Source organism: Sphingomonas sp. S-NIH.Pt3_0716 (assembly GCF_003950715.1).
GTDB lineage: Bacteria > Pseudomonadota > Alphaproteobacteria > Sphingomonadales > Sphingomonadaceae > Sphingobium > Sphingobium yanoikuyae_A.
Window position 1 is genome coordinate 1 of the sequence record NZ_QLJK01000051.1, and the last position, 18113, is coordinate 18113.

Genomic DNA, 18113 nt, shown 5'->3' on the forward strand with positions numbered 1-18113 from the left:
ACACCGACTTCGCGATATCCAGCCCAATCGTGACAATCTCACTCATCGTCCGTCTCCTCGCTCTTCAGCCGAGGCAGTCTGCCTCAGCCGGTGAGCGGGAGCCATCCACTCCATCGTTTAGCGTACCTTCCACGCTATGCCCTCATTTTGTGCGAACGCTTGAGACGCGCTGGTCGACGGTATGCCGTGAAATGCCCAGTTCGTTGGCGATTTCCTTGCTGGTCTTGTGCAGGCACAACTGATCGAGCACCTCGACCTGCTTGTCGGTCAGGCTATCCAGCAATTCACTGGCGTTGTCCGCGTGTGCGTCCCCAAGGCGGCATAGTACGTTCATGGCGTCTATGCTGCGAACCGTAATCAGTTCACCGCGTCAGGGTAGCCGCAAGAGTATGCGCCGTGCGTTGTATGCGATGGATCGCATGGTTTATAAATTGAAGGGATTTCAGGAAGCTGACTACACCGTCAGAAGGTCAATCGCAGAGCAACCGAGGCCCTTGGCAAGCTGTTCGACGACTTCGAGCGTCGGATTGGCCTTAGCCCGTTCAATGAAGGACAGGTGTGACGTGGCGACACCGGAGCGGATGGAAAGCTCTACCTGGGTCATTTTAAGCGCGGCACGGCGCTCTTTGACGTTCGCGGCAAGGTGGGTCGCTAATTCTGAAGCTACCTCGTCTACTTTCAGATATTGCGCCATACGCCGGGATCACAGCCTGCCATCATAATCGCTTGGGAGTAAGAGCTTCGAACCATCTATAACCCATCCCTCGCCGAAAGCGCCATTCACATTGTGATGGCGCCGTTATCACGCAACTGCGCAGGTGCTGGCTGGGTTCTGTCGCAAACTTTGGCCGAGCCTGCGGTTTGCTCTTTGATATAGTGGTTTACGCGGCGAGGCTGTCGAACTGGTCGGCTAAGGACGGATTTCGCCTGTCGTTGGCGGCGATCATCTGGCCCTTGCGGATCATGTGGACGAGTTCGATGCCGCCAAGGATGATGGCAGCGGTACGCTCGGACCTGAAGCCGAGCATCGGACGTATCCGGCGCTTGATGCGGCGATGGTCCGGCTCGATCCGATTGTTCATGTCCTGGCTCTGCAGAACCTTGAGCGCTATTACGCCTTGCTGGACGACGTCCCACTGGCTGCCTAATTTAAGAAAACTGGACCTGCCCATTGGCGGGAGATGTGGACCGTGATTGCGGCCTGAAATTGCTTGCAGGCCGCGCATGAGCGATCAAAGGAACCTATCGCCGACGCCCTGCGCTTGCCTTTGATGGCCATTACCTCGCGTCAGAAGGGTGCATCAGAAGCGCGCGCTCACCACAGTCCAGCTAACGCGGCCTTTCTGGACCGTCTTGCGCCATTCTTCGCGGGCAGTGAGGTGACCGGCGGACCATTGCTCGTCGCCACATTCGTTGCGCTTCTCTGCGTCAACCTGCCCATAAGCGGTGCCTATGAGCGGTTCTGGGACACGCCGCTGGTCTTGTCCTTCGGCGAGGCGAAGGTCAGCCACAGCTTGGCAGAATGGATCGACCATGCGCTCTTGCCGCTGTTCTTCATCGTGATCGGCGTGGACGTGAAGCGGGAACTGACCATCGGCGCTCTCACCAGATGGCGGACGGCCGCTTTCCCGATCGTCGGAGCGCTCGGCGGCCTTATCGTTCCGGTCCTGCTGTTCCTGGCAGTCGCCGACGGAACTGAGGCTGCGCGGGGGTGGGGTATCGTGATCACCATGGACACGGCCTTCGGCCTGTCAGTCATTGCATTATTCTCCGCCCGCCTGTCGGCAGGGGTTCGTGCCCTGTTCCTCGCTTTCGCTGCCATCGACGACATTGGTGGGCTCCTGGCTATTGCTTTTGGCTACTCCGACCACTTCGCATGGGAGGGAGCGGTCTTGGCGGGATTTGCGATCGCGCTCATCATCCTTCTGCGTCGGCTCCACTGGGTGGCTTCCGTCCCCTACGTGCTTCTGGCTGCGCTGGTCTGGATCGGCATCTTCCAGTCGGGCGTGCATGCGACCATCGCAGGCGTGCTCATCGGCTTTCTGGTTCCAGTCCGCCCGCGACTTGATAGGTCTGAATTTGCTGTTTCAGTACAGCACCGGGTAGACCAGTTCCAGGAAGCGCACGAGCGGGCGCGGGTGACTGAGGATGAACATGAGGCTGAGATCGCGCAGGGTCGGGCGGAGGATCGACTGGGATTTCTGCACGAAATGACGGGGGCAACAGACAAGTCGGGTGAGCGTCTCATCCTCACGCTGACGCCTTGGATCAGCTATGTCGTCCTACCCCTGTTCGCGCTTTCGAACATTCGCATAAGGCTATCCATGGATCTTCTCACCACGGCCGCGACTTCGACCCTGGCTCTGGCAATCGTGATTGGATTGACGGTCGGAAAGCCGCTCGGCTTCCTCACGTTCAGCTGGATCGCGGCGCGATGTGGACTGGCGCGGCTGCCCGAGGGCGTCGACTGGCGCATGATAGCGGCGATAGGCTGCCTCGCCGGCATCGGGTTCACTATATCCCTGTTCATCGCAGGGCTCGCCTTTCCCGGAGGCGAGCAGCTGGACAAGGCGTCCCTGGCAGTGCTGGTCTCCTCGATCCTGTCGGGTGCCATAGGCATGATGGCATTGGCAACGATCCCGCCCACCTCGAAGGCATGACGCGATGCGCGTTCTTGTTTCGCAGGTTGGACGCCCTCGCCAGATCGGATCCACCTCAGAACCCTCTAGCCGGCATCTTCCTCGATTGCGCGTCGCACCGCTGATGCCAGCTCCTCGACCGTGAATGGCTTGCCTATGAGATGCACACCCGGGTCGAGGACACCGTTATGCACAACAGCGTTTCGGGTATAGCCGGTCGTGAACAGAATCTTGAGGCCAGGACGCCGCTTGCGTGCCGCGTCCGCAAGCTTGCGGCCATTGACCTCAGGCATGACGACATCAGTGAACATCAGCGTGATCTCCGGGTGCGCGTCGATCAGCGTGAGAGCCGCCGCCGCCCCGTCGGCCTCCAATACGCGATATCCCAGCTCGCTGAGTGCATCGAACGAGAATTGCCGCACACCCGGCTCATCCTCGACCAGGAGGATCAATTCCTGGCTCTCCCCTCGCGGCAATGTTTCGTCCATCGCGACGCCTGCCACTTCCTCGACCGCGCCCAGGAGGCGGGGAAGATACACCTTGACCGTCGTTCCCTCACCAACCTCCGAATAGATTCTCACGTGCCCGCCCGACTGTTTGACGAACCCATAGACCTGGCTGAGGCCAAGGCCGGTGCCTCGCCCGACCTCCTTCGTGGTGAAGAATGGATCGAACGCCCGGGCAACGACCTCCTGAGGCATTCCACTGCCAGTGTCGCTCACCGCGATCATTACATACTCCCCGGCCGGAACACCAATAAGCTCCTCGGCATAGCGCGAATCGAGGTAACAATTGGCGGTTTCGATAATCAGCTTGCCTCCCCCGGCCATGGCATCGCGGGCGTTGACGGCGAGATTGAGAATCACGTTTTCGAGCTGATTAGGATCGGCAAAGGCCCGCCACAGGCCGCCCGCAAGCACCGTTTCAGGCTGAATGTCGGGTAGCGTGTGGCGCAGCATATCGGACATGCCGTCAACCAGCTTGTTTGCGTCGATCGACTCGGGCTTGAGGGGCTGCTGCCGCGAGAATGCGAGCAGGCGCTGGGTGAGCTGAGCCGCCCGGCGCGCGCCATCCATCGCCGAATCGACATAGCGCCGCGCCCTGGGGTCATCATCGCCCAGCCGTCGAGTCAAAAGATCGAGCGAGCCAACAACCACGGCAAGCATATTGTTGAAGTCATGTGCGATACCGCCCGTGAGCTGGCCGACGGACTCCATCTTCTGGCTCTGGCGCAGCGCATCTTCAGCTTTCGTGCGCTCGGCCACTTCCTGCGCGACCCGCAACTCGAGCCGTTCATTGAGTTCGTGCAATAATGCTTCATCAGCCTTGCGGGCAGTCACGTCGATCGCGACGCCGACAACACGGACACAGCGGACATCATCGAAAACGCCCCGCCCTTTAGCTGCGACCCAACGAACGATGCCGTCTTCCTTGCCGACTGTGCGATATTCAACATCATAAAGCGCGCGCTGACCGGGATCGGCGGCCGCCGCGAAGGCCGCGGTCGTCGCATCGAGGTCATCGGGGTGAAGGCCCGCATAGAAGTCCCGCATCGAGACCGGCACGTCCGGCGAAATGCCGAACATGGCTTTGGTCCGCGCCGGCCAGATCAGCACATCCTCGACAAGATCGACGTCCCACAGACCGATATCAGCTGCCTCCGTCGCAAGGCGAAGCCGTTCTTCGCTTGCCGCAAGCGCGGCCTCGGCGGCTTTACGCTCCGTCAGATCAAGCATCGCACCGATCATGCGCATCGGCGCACCATCGTCGCTGCGCAGCACAGTCCCGCGATCGAGCACGAACGCATGGCTCCCGTCAGCCCGACGGAAACGATATTCGTCGGTCCAGTTTGAACCGCCATGATCAATTACGGCATGAATGCTCTCATCTATCCGCGCGCGATCGTCAGGATGAATATGGTCGAGCCACCACTGCGCGCTTGTCTGCTCCTGCACATGACCAAAGCGTGTTCCCAACGCTTCGTTCCAGATGACGTGACCGTCGGCAAACCGCCAATCCCAGATGACGTCGCTTGTCGCACCGATGGCAAGCCGGTAGCGCTCCTCGATCTCCCGATGACTGGCCTCGATCGCCTTGCGCTCGGTGATATCGAGCGACGTGCCGACAAGGCCAACGACCTCGCCGCCCAAATCCCTGAGAGGTGACTTGGTAGACAACCAGATCGCGCGTCGACCATCGGGGAAGTCCACATTTTCTTCGACTTGCTCCGAGCGACCGCTGACCATGATCCGCTGGTCGGTCTCCATGATCGCGGCAGCCTGCTGCTTGTCCTCAAGTAGCTCGAGATCAGTGCGCCCAATATAATCCTGCGGAACTTTGCCGACCAGCTCGCTTGTGCCGTGATTGCCGATCATTAGCCTGCCGTCGCGGTCCTTCGCATAGACGACGCCTGGCATTGCATCGGCGAAGTTCGTTAGCAGCGCCCGAGCGCTGTCGCGCTCTGCCTCCAGCCGACGCCGGTCGCCCACATCGATAAGAACACCCAGAAAGCTTATCGGCGCGCCGCTTTCATCATGAACGACATGCCCTTTCGCCTCGATCCAGAGATACTCACCATCGGCGCGCAATACGCGATATTGATGTGCATAGCGGCCACCTTTGTCGAGCGCGTCTTCGATGGCACGCTGCAGACCGGAGCGATCATCGGGATGGACCGTGGTAACAATCTTCTCGAGTGTGACACCATCGCGTCCCGTCGCAGGATCGAGGCCGAAAGCCTCTGCAAACGCCTCATCAACTGTAAAGCGGTCTGCGGGCACATCACAGAACCAGGTGCCGACGATTGCGCCTGCTGCAAGAGCAAGCTTCAGCCGGTCTCCATCAAGACGCGCGCGTGCGACCATGGCCTGCAATTCGTCGAGCGTAGGTGCGTCACTTTCGATCGGATCCAATGCCTTATGCTCCTGATGCCCTTCACCCTATATATTCTGGCGATGCGCCCTTCCAGACCTGTCAGCAGTGACAACGCCATGCCCACCCATTTTAAGAGCGGCAGGTTTCTCCACATTGGTGAGGTCGATGAGAGATAGAGCCCGCTTCTGCCTTTGAATGTCCATACGACCGCGGCGATCAACATCATGCGGTCGCTCGACCAATTGACATGGAGAGGCTTGGCTGAAGCACCTGCCATGATGGATCAGCTTCTCGCCCATTTTTCCAGCCGGGCCTGATATTCCCTGCGCGCCCGATCGCGATCTGCCTCCAGCTTGGTCACGCGCTTGTCGCCCTCTGCCTGCAGAGTCCGGCGCTCGGCGTCGAGAGCGCGCATCCGGGCGTCTATGTCCGCCAATCCCGCCTTGAGGTTGGCGGACGCCTGGTCGACCGCCTTCCCGGCCGCATCGAGTTTCGCGCGGCTGGGCCGCGGGTTCGTCTTCTTGGGTTTTCGGGCGACAGGCGCAACGGTGGCTTCCGCCTGATCTTCCTTTGCTGCTCTTCTGGTGTTCCTGCGACCGCGATCTGGTGGAGATCGCGTTTCAGCAGCCTCGAAATGGTCACCCGCACTGCCGCGGCTCACCTTGATGACGACGCCGGGTTTGGCGAGCGGCTTCTCCATCAGCTTGGGATCGGTGACCTTTTCGGCGATCCCGCGCGCAAACAGATCTGCCTCCGATCCCCACGCCTTCAGCGCGGCTTTCTGGCTGGGCGCCGCTACATAGGCATCATGGAAGCCGGCGGGGGTACGGAAGACTTTCAGATTCGCCATTATGGGAAAACCACGGTCCGGACGCCTCCGTTCCTGCCCCTGTCCTTCCCTGCCGCTCGTCAGCGAAATCTGTCCGTGGCGCCCATCAACTTTCGGTCGTCTCGCGAGGAACTCGCATTCGCCTGCCCGGCTTGAATGACCAGCTGTCCGGTGGGGGCCGCCACTCCATGGAAGAACGAAGGCCTGACGCTCCAAGGCAAGGCACATCGCCATTCTCACCGCGCCTCTGTCGCGTGCGTCATCAGCAATTCTCGGATACACATGAGAAATCATGTTGGAGATTGATCCTGTTAAGCGCGATTTTTGCCGCGGGCGCTGAAACTACAAACGTCTCGGGAGGCTTTAAGAGCAAAGACAATGTTGAGGAGCAGATATGGCCGATGTGCAAGAAGCCGCCCTTTACCCCGCTTCCCGATCTCATGCACGAACAAGTGATCTGAAGGCCCGGCTTGTCGCCGCCGCTGAATTCTTCAAAAGCCCGACCATGGTCGGCTCATCATTTCCCGCTTCGCATTGGCTGATAAACCGGATGCTGCACGGCATCGACTGGTCTCGTGTGACGACGATGCTGGAATATGGACCGGGGACTGGCGCGTTCACCGCTGCCATTCTCACTCGCCTCCCGTCCCATGCCAGGCTGATCGCCATCGACACCAGCGCGTCTTTCACCGACCATCTGATCTCGGCAATCCCGGACCAACGATTGCACGTCGTGACCGGATCGGCGGCAGATGTGCAGCATATCATGGCCAGTCACGGCCTTTCTAAGGCCGATTGCATCATTTCCGGGCTGCCCTTTTCGACACTCGAGCCAGACGCCGCGACGCAGATCATTGATCGCAGCGCTCAACTCCTGTGCCCACATGGACTCTTCATGGCTTATCAGATGCGGACCGCCGTGCGCCCGCTGCTCGAAGACCGATATGGGTCGGTGCGGGCCGCATATGAATGGCGTAATATACCACCCTGCCACCTGTTCTGGGCATCGGAGCCCAATCAGGCCATGGCGCAGTGAGCGGCCGGCGCGGCTTTCCGCTGCCCGGCTCGCCTCAGAGCCGCTGATTATAGGATGGACCGGTATGCTCGGTAGCGACATTATTGCCGACCGCCTGATCCTGCTCCAGCTCGTCGCCATGCCACAGGTTTCTGCCGACAAATATGACGATGAAAATGGCGATGATGATGCCGACGATAAAGGCGCCGGCTTTTCCCAGCCGGCGCGCGGACGGCTTTTCGTCAGGGGCCATCAACGGGTGCCCTCAAGCAGGATTTCGCCTTCCTCCTCGCCATCCCAATAATGGGCGCGCTTGCCGATCACTTGGATCAGAACAAGTCCGGGGGTCTGGGTGCCCTGCGGCCACCAGCGTTCCAGCCCCTTTGTCCAATGTGCGTCGAATTGAGCCTGATCCCTGATCAAGACGCCCCGCCCCTCGACCGCAACGAAGAAAGGCGGATGGCCGAGCAAGCCAGACTTGCCCTGATAGCTCAGATTGACTGACGGATTGGTCTCGATTTCCGAGACCATCAGCGCAGTTTCGTCAGTGAAGAACCACGCAGTGCCATCATAATCGACTTCGCGGTTGTTGCTCATCGGACGCGATCCGATCGCGCCGTCTGCGGCGTGGGTGGCAAGCATCGCGAAATCGATTTCCTTCATCTTTCGCGACAGATCTTCAAGCGACAATGACATGGCTCTCTCCTTTGCATCCTCAACGCTTGGCAAGGCATATCGGGCCAAGCTGTCTGAAGATGTTATCGGTCCGCCAGCTTGTAGGCCTGGGCAGGAAGCTCTCCGGCGTCCTGATGACTGCTTGTCGACGGCCGGCGGCCGCCACGGACCATTTCCTCGATCCAGGTCAGCAGCAACTGGTTGTAGGCGCGCCGACACCCTTCGTCCCGCAACGAGTGATCAGCGCCTTTGAGGATGCGGTAGCTCAAGGAATTACTGTTGTGGAACGCGGACATGTAGGAGCTGATTGTCGCGTGCGGCACATAGTCGTCTTGCTCTGACTCGACGATCAGCACGTCGCCCGCAAATTGCTCGCAAGCCGCCAGAGCCTTGTCCTCGCGACCCGTGCGGAAGCGAGCCCGATAGGCATTGATAAGATCGCGGTCTAGCATCGCCTTGGGGACATCCCAATGTTCGTCAGGATAGAGAGCAGGGACGCGCAAGGCGAGCCAGTTGACCGGGCGGACGGCAGTGAGGAGCGCGGCGAGATAGCCGCCATAGCTTGTTCCGACGACCGCAATGGCAGATGGATCGACCTGGTCCTGACCGACGAGATAATCATAGGCAGCCACGACGTCGGCAAGACCATGAGAGCGCGTCACCCGGTTGCGCTCTTCGGCGTGCCGGGCATGGCCCCGCAGATCAAAGGTGAAGCAGATACAGCCCAACTGCGCGATCTCTTCGGCCCTAACCATGTCCTGATCGCGCGAACCGCCCCATCCGTGGATGAAGAGAATGCCAGGAACGAGCTTGTCCGGTGACAGGATGGTCGCGTCCAGACTTTCCCCCTCGACGTCAAAACATATCTGGCTGCCCGTCATTCCAGCTCCATTGCATATTTTGTGATCGGTCCCGCGACCGCATCGATACCGCTATAATAGAGGATGCTACCCTCCGGCGCGGCGTCAAGATGACCATAAATTTCCATCGTGGCGCATGTCACCGCTGACAACTCGCGATCGCGTGCAAAGGCTTCGAAGGCCGCTATCTCGGCGCCGCTTGCACCGCCCGCCCGCCAACTTTGCTCAAGAACACCGATGCGCGTTTCCCCGGAAGAATTCATGCCTGCGGCGACGTCATAATTGCGACGAGAGGCCATCAAATCCGGGTAGAATTTCGAGACGGTCGCATCATATGCGATCGCCTTTTCGATCCCCTGCTGCAGATCGTCGGCCAGGCTGAGGCCTGCCAGCTGTTCAAAGCCACCCCTCACCACATGCAGGGTCGAGCCTCCATAGACGGTGGCGCCTTCGTTGTTGGTGGCAAGGCGCTGGGTGCCCCAGTAGGAGATGATCTCTCCAAAAAGGCATGTCATGCCCACACTGTACGTGATGACATTGTCGAGATTCTCCTCGATCACGACGCCGTTACGCGCGATAGCCTCCGCATCGAGCTGCGCGATCGCTTCTTCCAGCTCCCCTGGCGAAGTGACGACGAATTGTCCGAGCCCCGCCGTCGCCTCAACCTCCTTCAGACGGATCGAACCATTGCGAAGCATGTCGAGACTCGCTTCGCGCACAGCATCAACACTGAACGCGGACCAGCCAGTAAGAACATAAGGCGCAAGAGCGGCGCCCAGTTCGGGCAGCCATCCCTCAGGAACTTCGTTACGGCCTGGAAAAACCGGATGCGTGATGACCTTGCTTCCGACGAAGCCATGCGGAACCACGCCGCCGTAAATCTGGCTTTCGTTGCGGATACCGAGTTGGCGCGCCATTTCCAGGTCAATCGTGCCGGTCGGGATGAAGAGCGTGTCCTGCGGATCATTATCCGGCTCGGAGACTGGCGCAGGGGCGTTATCGACGAATGTCGCCCGACCAAGCCGGGCTATCCTTCGCGCAAGCTCGGCTCTTGCGACCCTGTCATGTTCGTTGTTCATGGCCCCGGACCGGGTGGGATAAATTTTCACAAGACGGGTCAGATGCGAACTGGCCATTGAACCTCTCAGATCCTGGAGCAGCTGCCGTCAGGCAGATATTTCAAAAACCCTGCGTCGCAGGTTTATATCCACGTGCCTTACGCACCGAATGCGCGCCGTGGGCCTGGTGTCGCTCCACCGCCGGCAAAGGCCCTCTGCCTTGCGACAGACTGCGTCGACGGGTGGCGGGGACGCTGGATAGAGGCCCATCTTCTCTCGAGAACGCATCGCCTTCTCACTCCCGTGCAACATCGAGCGCCCCTTCGATCTCCCGATCCTGGGGCGACGTCATCGGGACCGTTCCTTCTCCAGACCCGACAGGGCTGGCTTCAACTCCTGTTCGAAGAAATCGATGAAGCCTGCCTGGTCGTCGCCAGGACAGGTCAACACAATATGGTCGAAGCCAGCATCAACATATTTCGAGATCAACTGGACGTGGGTCTGGACATCCGGGCCAGCCGAAACCTTCGAGGCCAGGTCCTCAGGCCGGACATATTGGCTTGCGGCTTCGAAGCCCTGGACGGAAGGAACCTCACTGTTGACCGACCAGTCGAAGGCAGAAAAGCGAAACCTGTCATGAGCTATGTCCAGCCCTTGCTCGGTGCTCGGCGCATAGGCAATGACCGCCTCGGCATATCGGGGGCTCGGGTTGCCGGCCTTCGCTTCATAACTCTTCACGAGATCGCCATCTGGTGCGGTCGTCATGATGCCATCGCCCTTTTCAGCGGCGAGTGTGACGGAGGATGGGCCACTCACGCCCAGGACGACCGGGATAGGCTCGGTCGGAAGATCATAAAGCTGGGCGTGGTCGACAACAAAATGCGTCCCATTCCAGCTGTGAACGCCGCCCTTCCAGAGAAGGCGAAAGATGTCGATCGCCTCACCCAGCATTTCGTGCCGCTCGGGCACCGACGGCCACCGGACGCCTGTGACATGTTCGTTCAGGCGTTCACCCGCGCCGACCGCCAGGGTGAAACGATTGTCACTCATGACCGCAATAGTGGCCGCCGCCTGCGCGACGATGACAGGATGATAGCGCAGGATCGGACAGGTAAGGCCGGTCGCGATGCCAATGCGATCTGTAGCGTGGGCGATGGCGCCAAGGACGCTCCAGGCAAATGGCGCATGGCCCTGTGACTCGAGCCAGGGGTGGAAATGGTCCGAAATGGAGACGAAATCGAACCCCGCTTTCTCTGCGCGGATCGCATTTTCCACGAGCACCTTCGGCCCGTGCTCCTCCGTCATCAGCTTATATCCGAACTTCGGCATGGGCTGTTCCTCGTAGCGCTCGAGATGTTGCAGCCGACCTTGTGCGGGCCGCGGTATCGGTCGGCGCCGCTATCCAACGTCTGCTTTTCGTCATTCTGGATCCTGCTCAGGCGGGGATCAGGTTGACCGCGGTTGGCTTGGCGGCGGGCAGGCCTCCGGCTTTCGCCTGGGCAGTCAATGCTTCTTTGCGTGCAAGCATCAGATCCCGAAGAGCCACTAGGTCGACATCGGTATCGCGACACTGCGCAAACATGCCTTCACCGCGCATTTCTTCCTCATGGACGTGGTGCTTGATCTCTTCGGAGAGAACCTTGACCTTGGCGTCGAAGAATCGGTCCTGCGTCGAGCCAGCCTCGATGTCATTGATCAGCACCTTGGCACCATCATGCTCGACATAGGCCTCTTCAAGCGTGTCAGCCTCGATCTTGCCTTCGAACGCGGGATAGAAAATCTCTTCCTCGATGAGCGTGTGGATTTTGAGCTCGGTGCAAATCTGGTGGGCGATATCGCCCTTCTTCGTTGCTGAAGCGGCTTTCTCATATTGCTCGAAAAGCGCTTCGACCGTGCGATGATCGGCCTTCAGAAGGGCGATGGCATCACTATATTCGGCCTTGGCCATGACAGGTCTCCTCAGTGATTTTATCCGCTAAGGAAGCCGCAAACAGACGATCGGTTCCGGCAGCTGCTTAAACTGATCCATCTCAATAATCTGCATCAGGGACGTACGCTTTGGCCTGCGGTTCATTGGGGAAAATCTCGATGAATGCGGGCCGATCGTCACGCAATTGCCTTGGTGCCGAAAGACAGATTTGCGCGCCGATCGGCGCGACGACGTTACAGAAGGCTGTAAAGGCCGGCGGCCGAGGATCCGATCATCATGGCTGCCAGAAGCACGGCTTCAATCTTGAGAACCAGGGTCGATCCATCACGGTTATTTTGGTCGTTGGGTTTCAAATATCTGCCTTAAAAAATACCCCACCAACGCCGGCCGGGTAGTGTCGTCCTGAATGTCAGAGGAACGAGAAGAACAAGGCTCCTTACGCATTTGTTCCGGATCTTATCGCATCAAGCCCACGAGGGTCGCGAACAACGCCCCGCACAGGATGCCTAGCGCCAGGACAGCATCTACCTCGAAAAACGATGTCGCGCGGGCGGTGGGGTCAGTTTCAGGCAGACGATCCCGGCAGCGGCGCTGATGATCATCTCGCAGGCAATACAATGGCCTCGATGGTCAGGATCATGTCGGGACCGCTGCGCATCAGATATCGATCTCGCGCCGCTCCATCTCGTCCTGGATTGCCGTTTCCTGGGTGGTCAACTCGTCCCGATCCTCGATTCTGTTCCAGACCGTGATCAGTTCCATGTCGGTCATTGCCGCGGCGGCAGCGGCGGCTTTGAGGTGATCATCCATGCTGACGACTCCTTTCAGCAAGCAACCTAGCACTGATCGAGTTGGCGGTCGCGTCCAAATGGAGCGGCGTGGGAACGGCACCGGCGCGACACGGCACCGTTCGCGCAAAGAAAAGACCCTGCCGTTTCTGGCAGGGTCAGTGAACGTTCGATCGTGAAGACAATCGTCGGGTCGCTCGATTGAGATAGCAGTTCGATGAACGGGCGAAATCACTCGAACGGGGTATCATAGCGGGCAGCTATCAAGATCTGCTTCTAATACCTCACATCCAGCAATCCTGTACGACTTCAAAATAACTGATTTTCGCTGCTGAACTGATGTTCGTCAAAGAACATCGCATCGACTGCGATGGCCCTCTACGATGATTCCGACGCCCGCGCGCCAAACCGCCACCAGTTGAAGGCGTGGCTCCTTGGCGATTCAGTCCTTCGCTGCCTACCATCCGCTGTTCGACCTTGCCGGTTTTGAACGTGCCGTCGACCCACCTGTTCAGCGAGGACAGCTATTTCGCCTCGCCTGATCTTTTCTGGGCCGAGCAGCAGAGCGAGGTCGATGCCCGCAAGGCTGCCTATCCGGGCGCTGGCTGGCAGGAGATGGTGATCGTGCCCACCTCCCAATATTTTCATGCAAAATGCAAAACGCAAAAAATTTCGATTGCGTTATCATTTCGTGGAAACAATGATCGATCAATCGGTTATTCCCTGGCAAGTCTCCATGGCTTGCGCGACCCGACTGGCCCTGCATCATCCGGTGCAGGGTTTTTCGACCCTCTCGGTTGACCTCGGCCTGCCTGCAGTGGGTGGCCGGCCGAGGTCGACTCGATGGCTTCAAGCCATTGCCGGGTGGATTCACATTTCGCTGGTAACAGCCAAACTCATCCAGCGGGGCGGCATGGACTGCGCCAATCTGCTGGATGCCCCGCCTGCCTTTTCAGAGTGAAAGCGACCCGCCTGAAGGCAGGCGGGGCAAGAGTTGATTTTTCCAGCCGGGGGCGGACCCTTGATCTGCTCCTAGCAAGGTTCACCCTTGCCACGGCGTGCGCCAGGCGCAGCCTCGCAGTCAATGCCAGCCCATTGCCACAAGCCTCTGCGGGATACGCCGGCGCGCCGCGATCAGCTGTTGACCTTGTCCTTGAGCGCCTTGGCTGGCTGGAACCCTACCTTGCGCGACGCCGGAATCGTCATTGGGTCGCCCGTCCGGGGAATCCTGCCCACCTGGGCCGCGCTCTGATTCACCTTGAACTTGCCGAAGCCTGCGATCGAGACCTCTTCGCCCCGGGCTGCCGCGTCGGAGATCGCGGCCAGTGCCGCGTCGATGATCTTCTTCACATCCGACTTGGTGGCCCTTGCTGGGTAGCGACGGCTTCGATCAGTTCATTTCCGGTCATGGCACCCTCATCTGCTTTGGAAGCACGCTGCTTGCCAAGCATGCCGGCGGCGGTCGAGTGAGGAATATGCTGATTGCGAAACAATCCTGCGCCTCGCTCCTTATTTGCCGGGCCGCACCAATCGCCGCCGATTCCTGCGAACCGCCTTGCGATAATGGGTGACTGATGCGGTCATCATCGCAGGCGGCGAGGTGCCAAGGCTTCCGGTCATGAACTTCCATTGCAGCAGCGCTGCTGCCTCCACTTTCTCCCTGACCATCAATTGCGGCTCAGCCATGGCCGCCGCATTGCCGGCCATGAGTCGGGGAAGCCGCATGCCGACGACGGAGCAAGCCTCGAGCCCGAGGCTCCAGCAATCGAATGTCAGGGACAGGGATGATGGGGTGCGCATGCCGCTATAAGGCCGCCCGGCCGCTTGGGTTCCCGACATCGGACAAGATCATGGTGAAGGGCAAAGCAGCCTCCCGCCCGCGCTTCTCCCTAGCCGCCAACAGATCTGAACTTTCTTACCGACGAGAATCCCGCTCCGGCACGCATTGGTTGCCAAATGCCGTCATTAGCCTGGATAGAGATCAACCTGATCAGCGTCTGGCAGGACGGCATCGATCAACAGGGATCGATGGCAGCCTGCAGGATCGCGCTCGAAGCAGAGCAGCGCGGTGGGGCGCTCCGCAGCCAGTTCGACCAGTTGCGCTGCCTGAACAATCGCCTCGGGCAGGTCGAGCTGACCCGCATAGAGTTCCGCCAGACGCGCATGCTGCCCCTTGCGCGCCGCTTCGCGACCTGCCGGCGGGGTGCCAAGCGCCTTGAAGCCGGCATATTCGATCCCCGCCTCGCGCAGTCCGGCTGCAAGGATATTCTTCGAAAATCCCGGGCGGCGCGACAGCGGAACGGCCCGCACATCGGCCAGGACTTCAACGCCCGCTCCTCTGAGCGCCTCGATCAGCTGTGCTTGGGTTACTCCCTCATAGCCGATGGTGAAAATCTTCATGAGCGGGACGCCTCGGTCATTGCCTCTATCAGCGTATCAATCGATCCCGGACAGGCGAGTTCCTGATGGGTGGCCGATCCAAAGCGGCCTCACCGCAGGCGAGCATGAAAGATCAGCATTCCTTAATGGAAATCGCCTGATCTTCTCCGACCCATACAAGGCGGCTCACATGCAAGCCTGTATCTGCTGATCATCGACCGGAGATTTCCAGCCTGCTACTGCCCGCCCGGCGCATGCCGGGCGGGCTTTTATCTGATCGCGCCATCATGAATGGCATGGTCGCCCTGCCCTTTCGCTTCTGTCCTCTTCGCTGGAGCGATGACCGGATCAATCTTCCGGCATTTTCAAGCACAGCTTTTTCATTGCCGCGCTCAGAGGAACGGCGGTCAGTCGTCGGGCGTTCGGGCAACACCCAAAGAGGAGGATGTCATGAGAAATCATCTGTGGATGAGTGTCGCACCGATAGCGGCCCTTGCGCTTGGCGCTTGCAGCCCGAAAGCCGAACAAAAGGCCGATAACGCTTTTAACGATACCGGTGCTGCCGTTTCGGGCGCTCTCAATTCCACCGGCAACGCAATCGACAATGCGAAGCAGGCTCTCAGGACGACGCCAACCGGCCAGGAATTCGCGGACGCGGTCGCCAAAAGCGATGCCTTCGAGATAGAAGCCGCCAAGCTGGCAGCGACAAATGCCCAGTCTCCCCAGGTGAAGGCATTTGCCGGGATGATGGTCGCCGCCCACACGGAATCGACCGCAAAGATCAAGGCCGCGGCCAAGGCGGCCAGTCCCGCGATTACGCCCGATGCGACACTGACCAAGGACCAGGCGGAAGATTTGGCGGAGCTGAAGACGCTCAAGGGCGCTGCGTTCGACAAGGAATATATCGATGGCCAGGTCGATGCCCATGAGGATGCCCTCGACCTGATGCGCAAATATGCCGCGGACGGGAACGTCGTCTCGCTCAAGCAGGCAGCGGGCGAGATAGCGCCGGTCGTCGAGAAGCATCTTTCAAGCGCCAGGGCGCTCGACAAGGACTGACGGAACGCCGCCTTCGCCCGCCGCGTTGATCCTGTCTACGAACAATGAGATGACATAGCGACATCGCCTTCATTGCGTAGGCTTCCGGGGGCCCCCGCCAGCATGTCTGTCGGGGGCCTTTTCATGGCCGGAGCGGCCTTGGCTCCTGCTTGCCGACCGACCGCGCTTGTCTGCCTTATCGCAGCGCTTGCCGGGCCCATTGCACAATTGCCGTTACCGGCATCGCACTGGATTGTCGGGCTATCTCCTTGCCCTTCGCGCGACTCCATCACGCGTGCGACATAGGCGATGGGCTCTGTAGGCACCCGCCAGGCTCAAATCTGGCGACGCTCCACGCCGTCCGGTGAAGACAATTGCGCACCGCATCGGGTACTGTGTTCGATCGGGATCAACTTGATGCGATACGCTTGCGCACGGTCTGGCTCGCCCGGAAGGCCAGGACCCGGCGGGACGTGATAGGCGCCTCGGCCCCGGTCTTGGGATTGCGGCCGACGCGCGCATTCTTATCACGCAGGAGGAAGGTACCGAAACCCGATATTTTGACATTCTCGCCGCGCTCCAGTGCGCTCGAAAGATGCTCCAATATCGCTTCGACCAATGCCGCCGCCTCTGCGCGGGACAAGCCGACATGATGATTAATGCTCTCTGCCAGATCAGCGCGGGTCAGTGTCCCAATGTCGGTCATCGCCATTCCCCCTCGTTGCCCCCCGTCCATCGGACAAAGTACCGCATCCAGATGTGTTTGAGATCGAGCAATTTAACAATCAACTCAAGCAAATAGATCCACTCATTTCGATATCGTTCCAGACTGGAACGCGCCACCGACGGAAAGGAACGGGGGTTAGGCACGGCCATCGCCGCTCGAGCCAGGCAGATTTTTTTCCAGGCCGCTTCCTCCGCATTTTCTTGAGAGGGTGATATGACCGGAAATGCGTTTGCCGAAACCGTCGCTGCCCAGCAGGGCGCGACCAAGGCCGAGGTGAAGAAGATCATCGACGCAGCGCTCTCCGCCATTGCCGATGCAACGGCGCGCGACGAGGAAGTCGGGATTGCGGGTTTCGGCGAGTTCAAGGTGAAGCAGAGCGCGGCCCGCGAACGCAGGCCGACCGCCTAGGTTAGATTGCCCCACCTGCGCTGGATCTCGGGCTCGTAGACGCGGGCAGTCCAGTCGTCGGGACCGGGATGAGCTAGCCCATGCAGATTTCCGCCAAATGGCCAGCCCCCCTTACGCGCCTCTCCGAGCCGAGTTCGCGGAAATCCACCCTGCGCTGGCCGCTGCCGCTATTGCCGAGCAGGTAGACACCGTTGGCCTCGACGCGGTTGAGGTCCGGTTCAACGCCGCGGGTCGATACGGCAACACCTTCGCCAGACTCCCTATGCATGCAGCACCGCGCGGCTTCCAGGTTGAAGGCCCCCCGTCGATCATAACCTGCGACGTTTCTTCGATCGAATTCGCAATCCGAGGCCAACTGCTTGCGCCTCCGCCCGCTTCTTGACCGCATAATCGGGGGGAACCCGTGGGTAAGCCGAAGACCCGCGTGCTCATCCATTCCGACCAGGGCTCGCAGTTCAGCAGCATGGACTAGACTGCATTCATCAGGGCTCACAATCTGGAACACTCCATGAGCCGCCGGGGAAACTGCCATGATAATGCTGTCGCCGAGAGCTTCTTCTCTTCGCTCACGCGCGAGCGCATCCGGCGACGCACCTATAAAACACGCGAAGAGGCCCGGCAGGACGTGTTCGATTATATCGAGATGTTCTACAACCCGATCCGTAAGCATGTTAGGAACGGGATGCTGTCGCCCGTCGAGTTCGAACGACAGCAGGCTTGGATGGCTCAAGGCGTCTAGAAAACTCTTATGTTCGATTTCAAGAGCCTTCGACATGATGAGGTCCTTTCCGCCTTAGATGACGAAGTCAAAGGTGTGGAGCTGATGTGCAGAGTAGGGAGCAGGGCTTTCGACGACGGTTGGCATACTCTTATGCGCGGGTTGGCTACGACGA

19 protein-coding genes and 3 pseudogenes are annotated in these 18113 nt (G+C 59.7%); 6 read left to right on the forward strand and 16 right to left on the reverse strand.

All coding sequences use genetic code 11. The features are described from left to right. Positions 1–142 precede the first annotated feature (142 nt). The 3 genes and pseudogenes from BRX37_RS24545 to BRX37_RS24555 all read right to left on the reverse strand — a co-directional run. Positions 143–283 carry a LuxR C-terminal-related transcriptional regulator gene (locus BRX37_RS24545; protein WP_318276916.1) on the reverse strand — a complete coding sequence of 47 codons (141 nt, stop codon included), beginning with the start codon at positions 281–283 and terminating at the stop codon, positions 143–145. A 171-nt stretch (positions 284–454) separates the two neighbouring features. Then, positions 455–694, reverse strand: a complete 240-nt coding sequence (locus BRX37_RS24550; protein WP_063975883.1) for a helix-turn-helix domain-containing protein — start codon at positions 692–694, stop codon at positions 455–457. A 187-nt stretch (positions 695–881) separates the two neighbouring features. Next, a pseudogene (locus BRX37_RS24555) lies at positions 882–1100 on the reverse strand (DDE-type integrase/transposase/recombinase); the annotation flags it as partial. Positions 1101–1211: 111 nt separating this feature from the next. Between BRX37_RS24555 and nhaA the strand changes: the two are divergent. Continuing rightward, positions 1212–2660, forward strand: coding sequence for a Na+/H+ antiporter NhaA (nhaA, locus tag BRX37_RS24560; RefSeq protein ID WP_125990002.1), 1449 nt, complete (start codon positions 1212–1214; stop codon positions 2658–2660). Between the two features lie 65 nt (positions 2661–2725). Here the strand turns inward: nhaA and BRX37_RS24565 are convergent, their stop codons facing one another. Together BRX37_RS24565 and BRX37_RS24570 are read right to left on the reverse strand one after the other, a co-directional pair. Then, entirely contained in the window at positions 2726–5551 is a 2826-nt protein-coding gene (locus BRX37_RS24565; protein ID WP_206434220.1) for a PAS domain-containing protein, read from the reverse strand. A gap of 245 nt (positions 5552–5796) precedes the next feature. Further along, the gene (locus BRX37_RS24570) at positions 5797–6636 is read right to left on the reverse strand and encodes a hypothetical protein (protein ID WP_234781421.1); all 840 of its coding nucleotides are present in this window, start codon (positions 6634–6636) and stop codon (positions 5797–5799) included. A gap of 100 nt (positions 6637–6736) precedes the next feature. On the opposite strand from BRX37_RS24570, the gene BRX37_RS24575 reads away from it, so the two are divergent. After that, positions 6737–7378, forward strand: coding sequence for a class I SAM-dependent methyltransferase (locus BRX37_RS24575; protein ID WP_081260907.1), 642 nt, complete (start codon positions 6737–6739; stop codon positions 7376–7378). Between the two features lie 34 nt (positions 7379–7412). Here BRX37_RS24575 and BRX37_RS24580 read toward each other — a convergent pair whose 3' ends face one another. The 7 genes from BRX37_RS24580 to BRX37_RS26950 form a co-directional block, all read right to left on the reverse strand. Next, positions 7413–7610: a hypothetical protein gene (locus BRX37_RS24580; protein ID WP_017503584.1), complete on the reverse strand. Its 198-nt coding sequence runs from the start codon at positions 7608–7610 to the stop codon at positions 7413–7415. Next, positions 7610–8053: a pyridoxamine 5'-phosphate oxidase family protein gene (locus tag BRX37_RS24585; protein WP_125990004.1), complete on the reverse strand. Its 444-nt coding sequence runs from the start codon at positions 8051–8053 to the stop codon at positions 7610–7612. Before BRX37_RS24585 ends, BRX37_RS24580 begins: the two co-directional genes overlap by 1 nt. Positions 8054–8115: 62 nt before the next feature. Further along, entirely contained in the window at positions 8116–8913 is a 798-nt protein-coding gene (locus BRX37_RS24590; protein WP_017503586.1) for an alpha/beta hydrolase family protein, read from the reverse strand. Then, positions 8910–9971: a DUF3182 family protein gene (locus tag BRX37_RS24595; RefSeq protein ID WP_318276918.1), complete on the reverse strand. Its 1062-nt coding sequence runs from the start codon at positions 9969–9971 to the stop codon at positions 8910–8912. The genes BRX37_RS24590 and BRX37_RS24595 overlap by 4 nt, the downstream gene beginning before the upstream one ends. A gap of 327 nt (positions 9972–10298) precedes the next feature. Beyond that, the gene (locus BRX37_RS24600; RefSeq protein ID WP_063975888.1) at positions 10299–11279 is read right to left on the reverse strand and encodes a TIGR03557 family F420-dependent LLM class oxidoreductase; all 981 of its coding nucleotides are present in this window, start codon (positions 11277–11279) and stop codon (positions 10299–10301) included. 106 nt (positions 11280–11385) lie between these two features. Then, positions 11386–11898, reverse strand: coding sequence for a hemerythrin domain-containing protein (locus BRX37_RS24605; RefSeq protein WP_063975889.1), 513 nt, complete (start codon positions 11896–11898; stop codon positions 11386–11388). Between the two features lie 639 nt (positions 11899–12537). After that, on the reverse strand, positions 12538–12690 hold the full coding sequence (locus BRX37_RS26950; RefSeq protein ID WP_164522526.1) for a hypothetical protein: 153 nt from the start codon (positions 12688–12690) through the stop codon (positions 12538–12540). Positions 12691–13154: 464 nt separating this feature from the next. Between BRX37_RS26950 and BRX37_RS24610 the strand changes: the two genes are divergently transcribed. Continuing rightward, the gene (locus BRX37_RS24610; RefSeq protein ID WP_206434221.1) at positions 13155–13469 is read left to right on the forward strand and encodes a hypothetical protein; all 315 of its coding nucleotides are present in this window, start codon (positions 13155–13157) and stop codon (positions 13467–13469) included. Positions 13470–13802: 333 nt separating this feature from the next. Here BRX37_RS24610 and BRX37_RS24615 read toward each other — a convergent pair. The 3 genes and pseudogenes from BRX37_RS24615 to BRX37_RS24625 form a co-directional block, all read right to left on the reverse strand. After that, a pseudogene (locus BRX37_RS24615) lies at positions 13803–14077 on the reverse strand (HU family DNA-binding protein). Positions 14078–14177: 100 nt separating this feature from the next. Next, positions 14178–14375, reverse strand: coding sequence for a hypothetical protein (locus BRX37_RS24620; protein WP_318276919.1), 198 nt, complete (start codon positions 14373–14375; stop codon positions 14178–14180). Positions 14376–14633: 258 nt separating this feature from the next. Continuing rightward, complete coding sequence (locus tag BRX37_RS24625) at positions 14634–15068, reverse strand: DUF488 domain-containing protein (protein WP_063975890.1); 435 nt, start codon at positions 15066–15068, stop codon at positions 14634–14636. A 429-nt stretch (positions 15069–15497) separates the two neighbouring features. Here BRX37_RS24625 and BRX37_RS24630 point away from each other — a divergent pair, with 429 nt between their 5' ends. After that, entirely contained in the window at positions 15498–16106 is a 609-nt protein-coding gene (locus BRX37_RS24630) for a DUF4142 domain-containing protein (protein WP_125990016.1), read from the forward strand. A gap of 388 nt (positions 16107–16494) precedes the next feature. On the opposite strand, the gene BRX37_RS24640 is transcribed toward BRX37_RS24630, so the two are convergent. Next, a complete protein-coding gene (locus BRX37_RS24640; protein ID WP_125990018.1) occupies positions 16495–16791 on the reverse strand; it encodes an integration host factor subunit alpha in 297 nt (98 codons plus the stop codon). Positions 16792–17025: 234 nt separating this feature from the next. Here BRX37_RS24640 and BRX37_RS24645 point away from each other — a divergent pair, with 234 nt between their 5' ends. Then, positions 17026–17220, forward strand: coding sequence for an HU family DNA-binding protein (locus BRX37_RS24645; protein ID WP_125990010.1), 195 nt, complete (start codon positions 17026–17028; stop codon positions 17218–17220). A 409-nt stretch (positions 17221–17629) separates the two neighbouring features. Further along, positions 17630–17959, forward strand: a pseudogene (locus tag BRX37_RS24650) (IS3 family transposase); the annotation flags it as partial. Between the last annotated feature and the right edge of the window lie 154 nt (positions 17960–18113).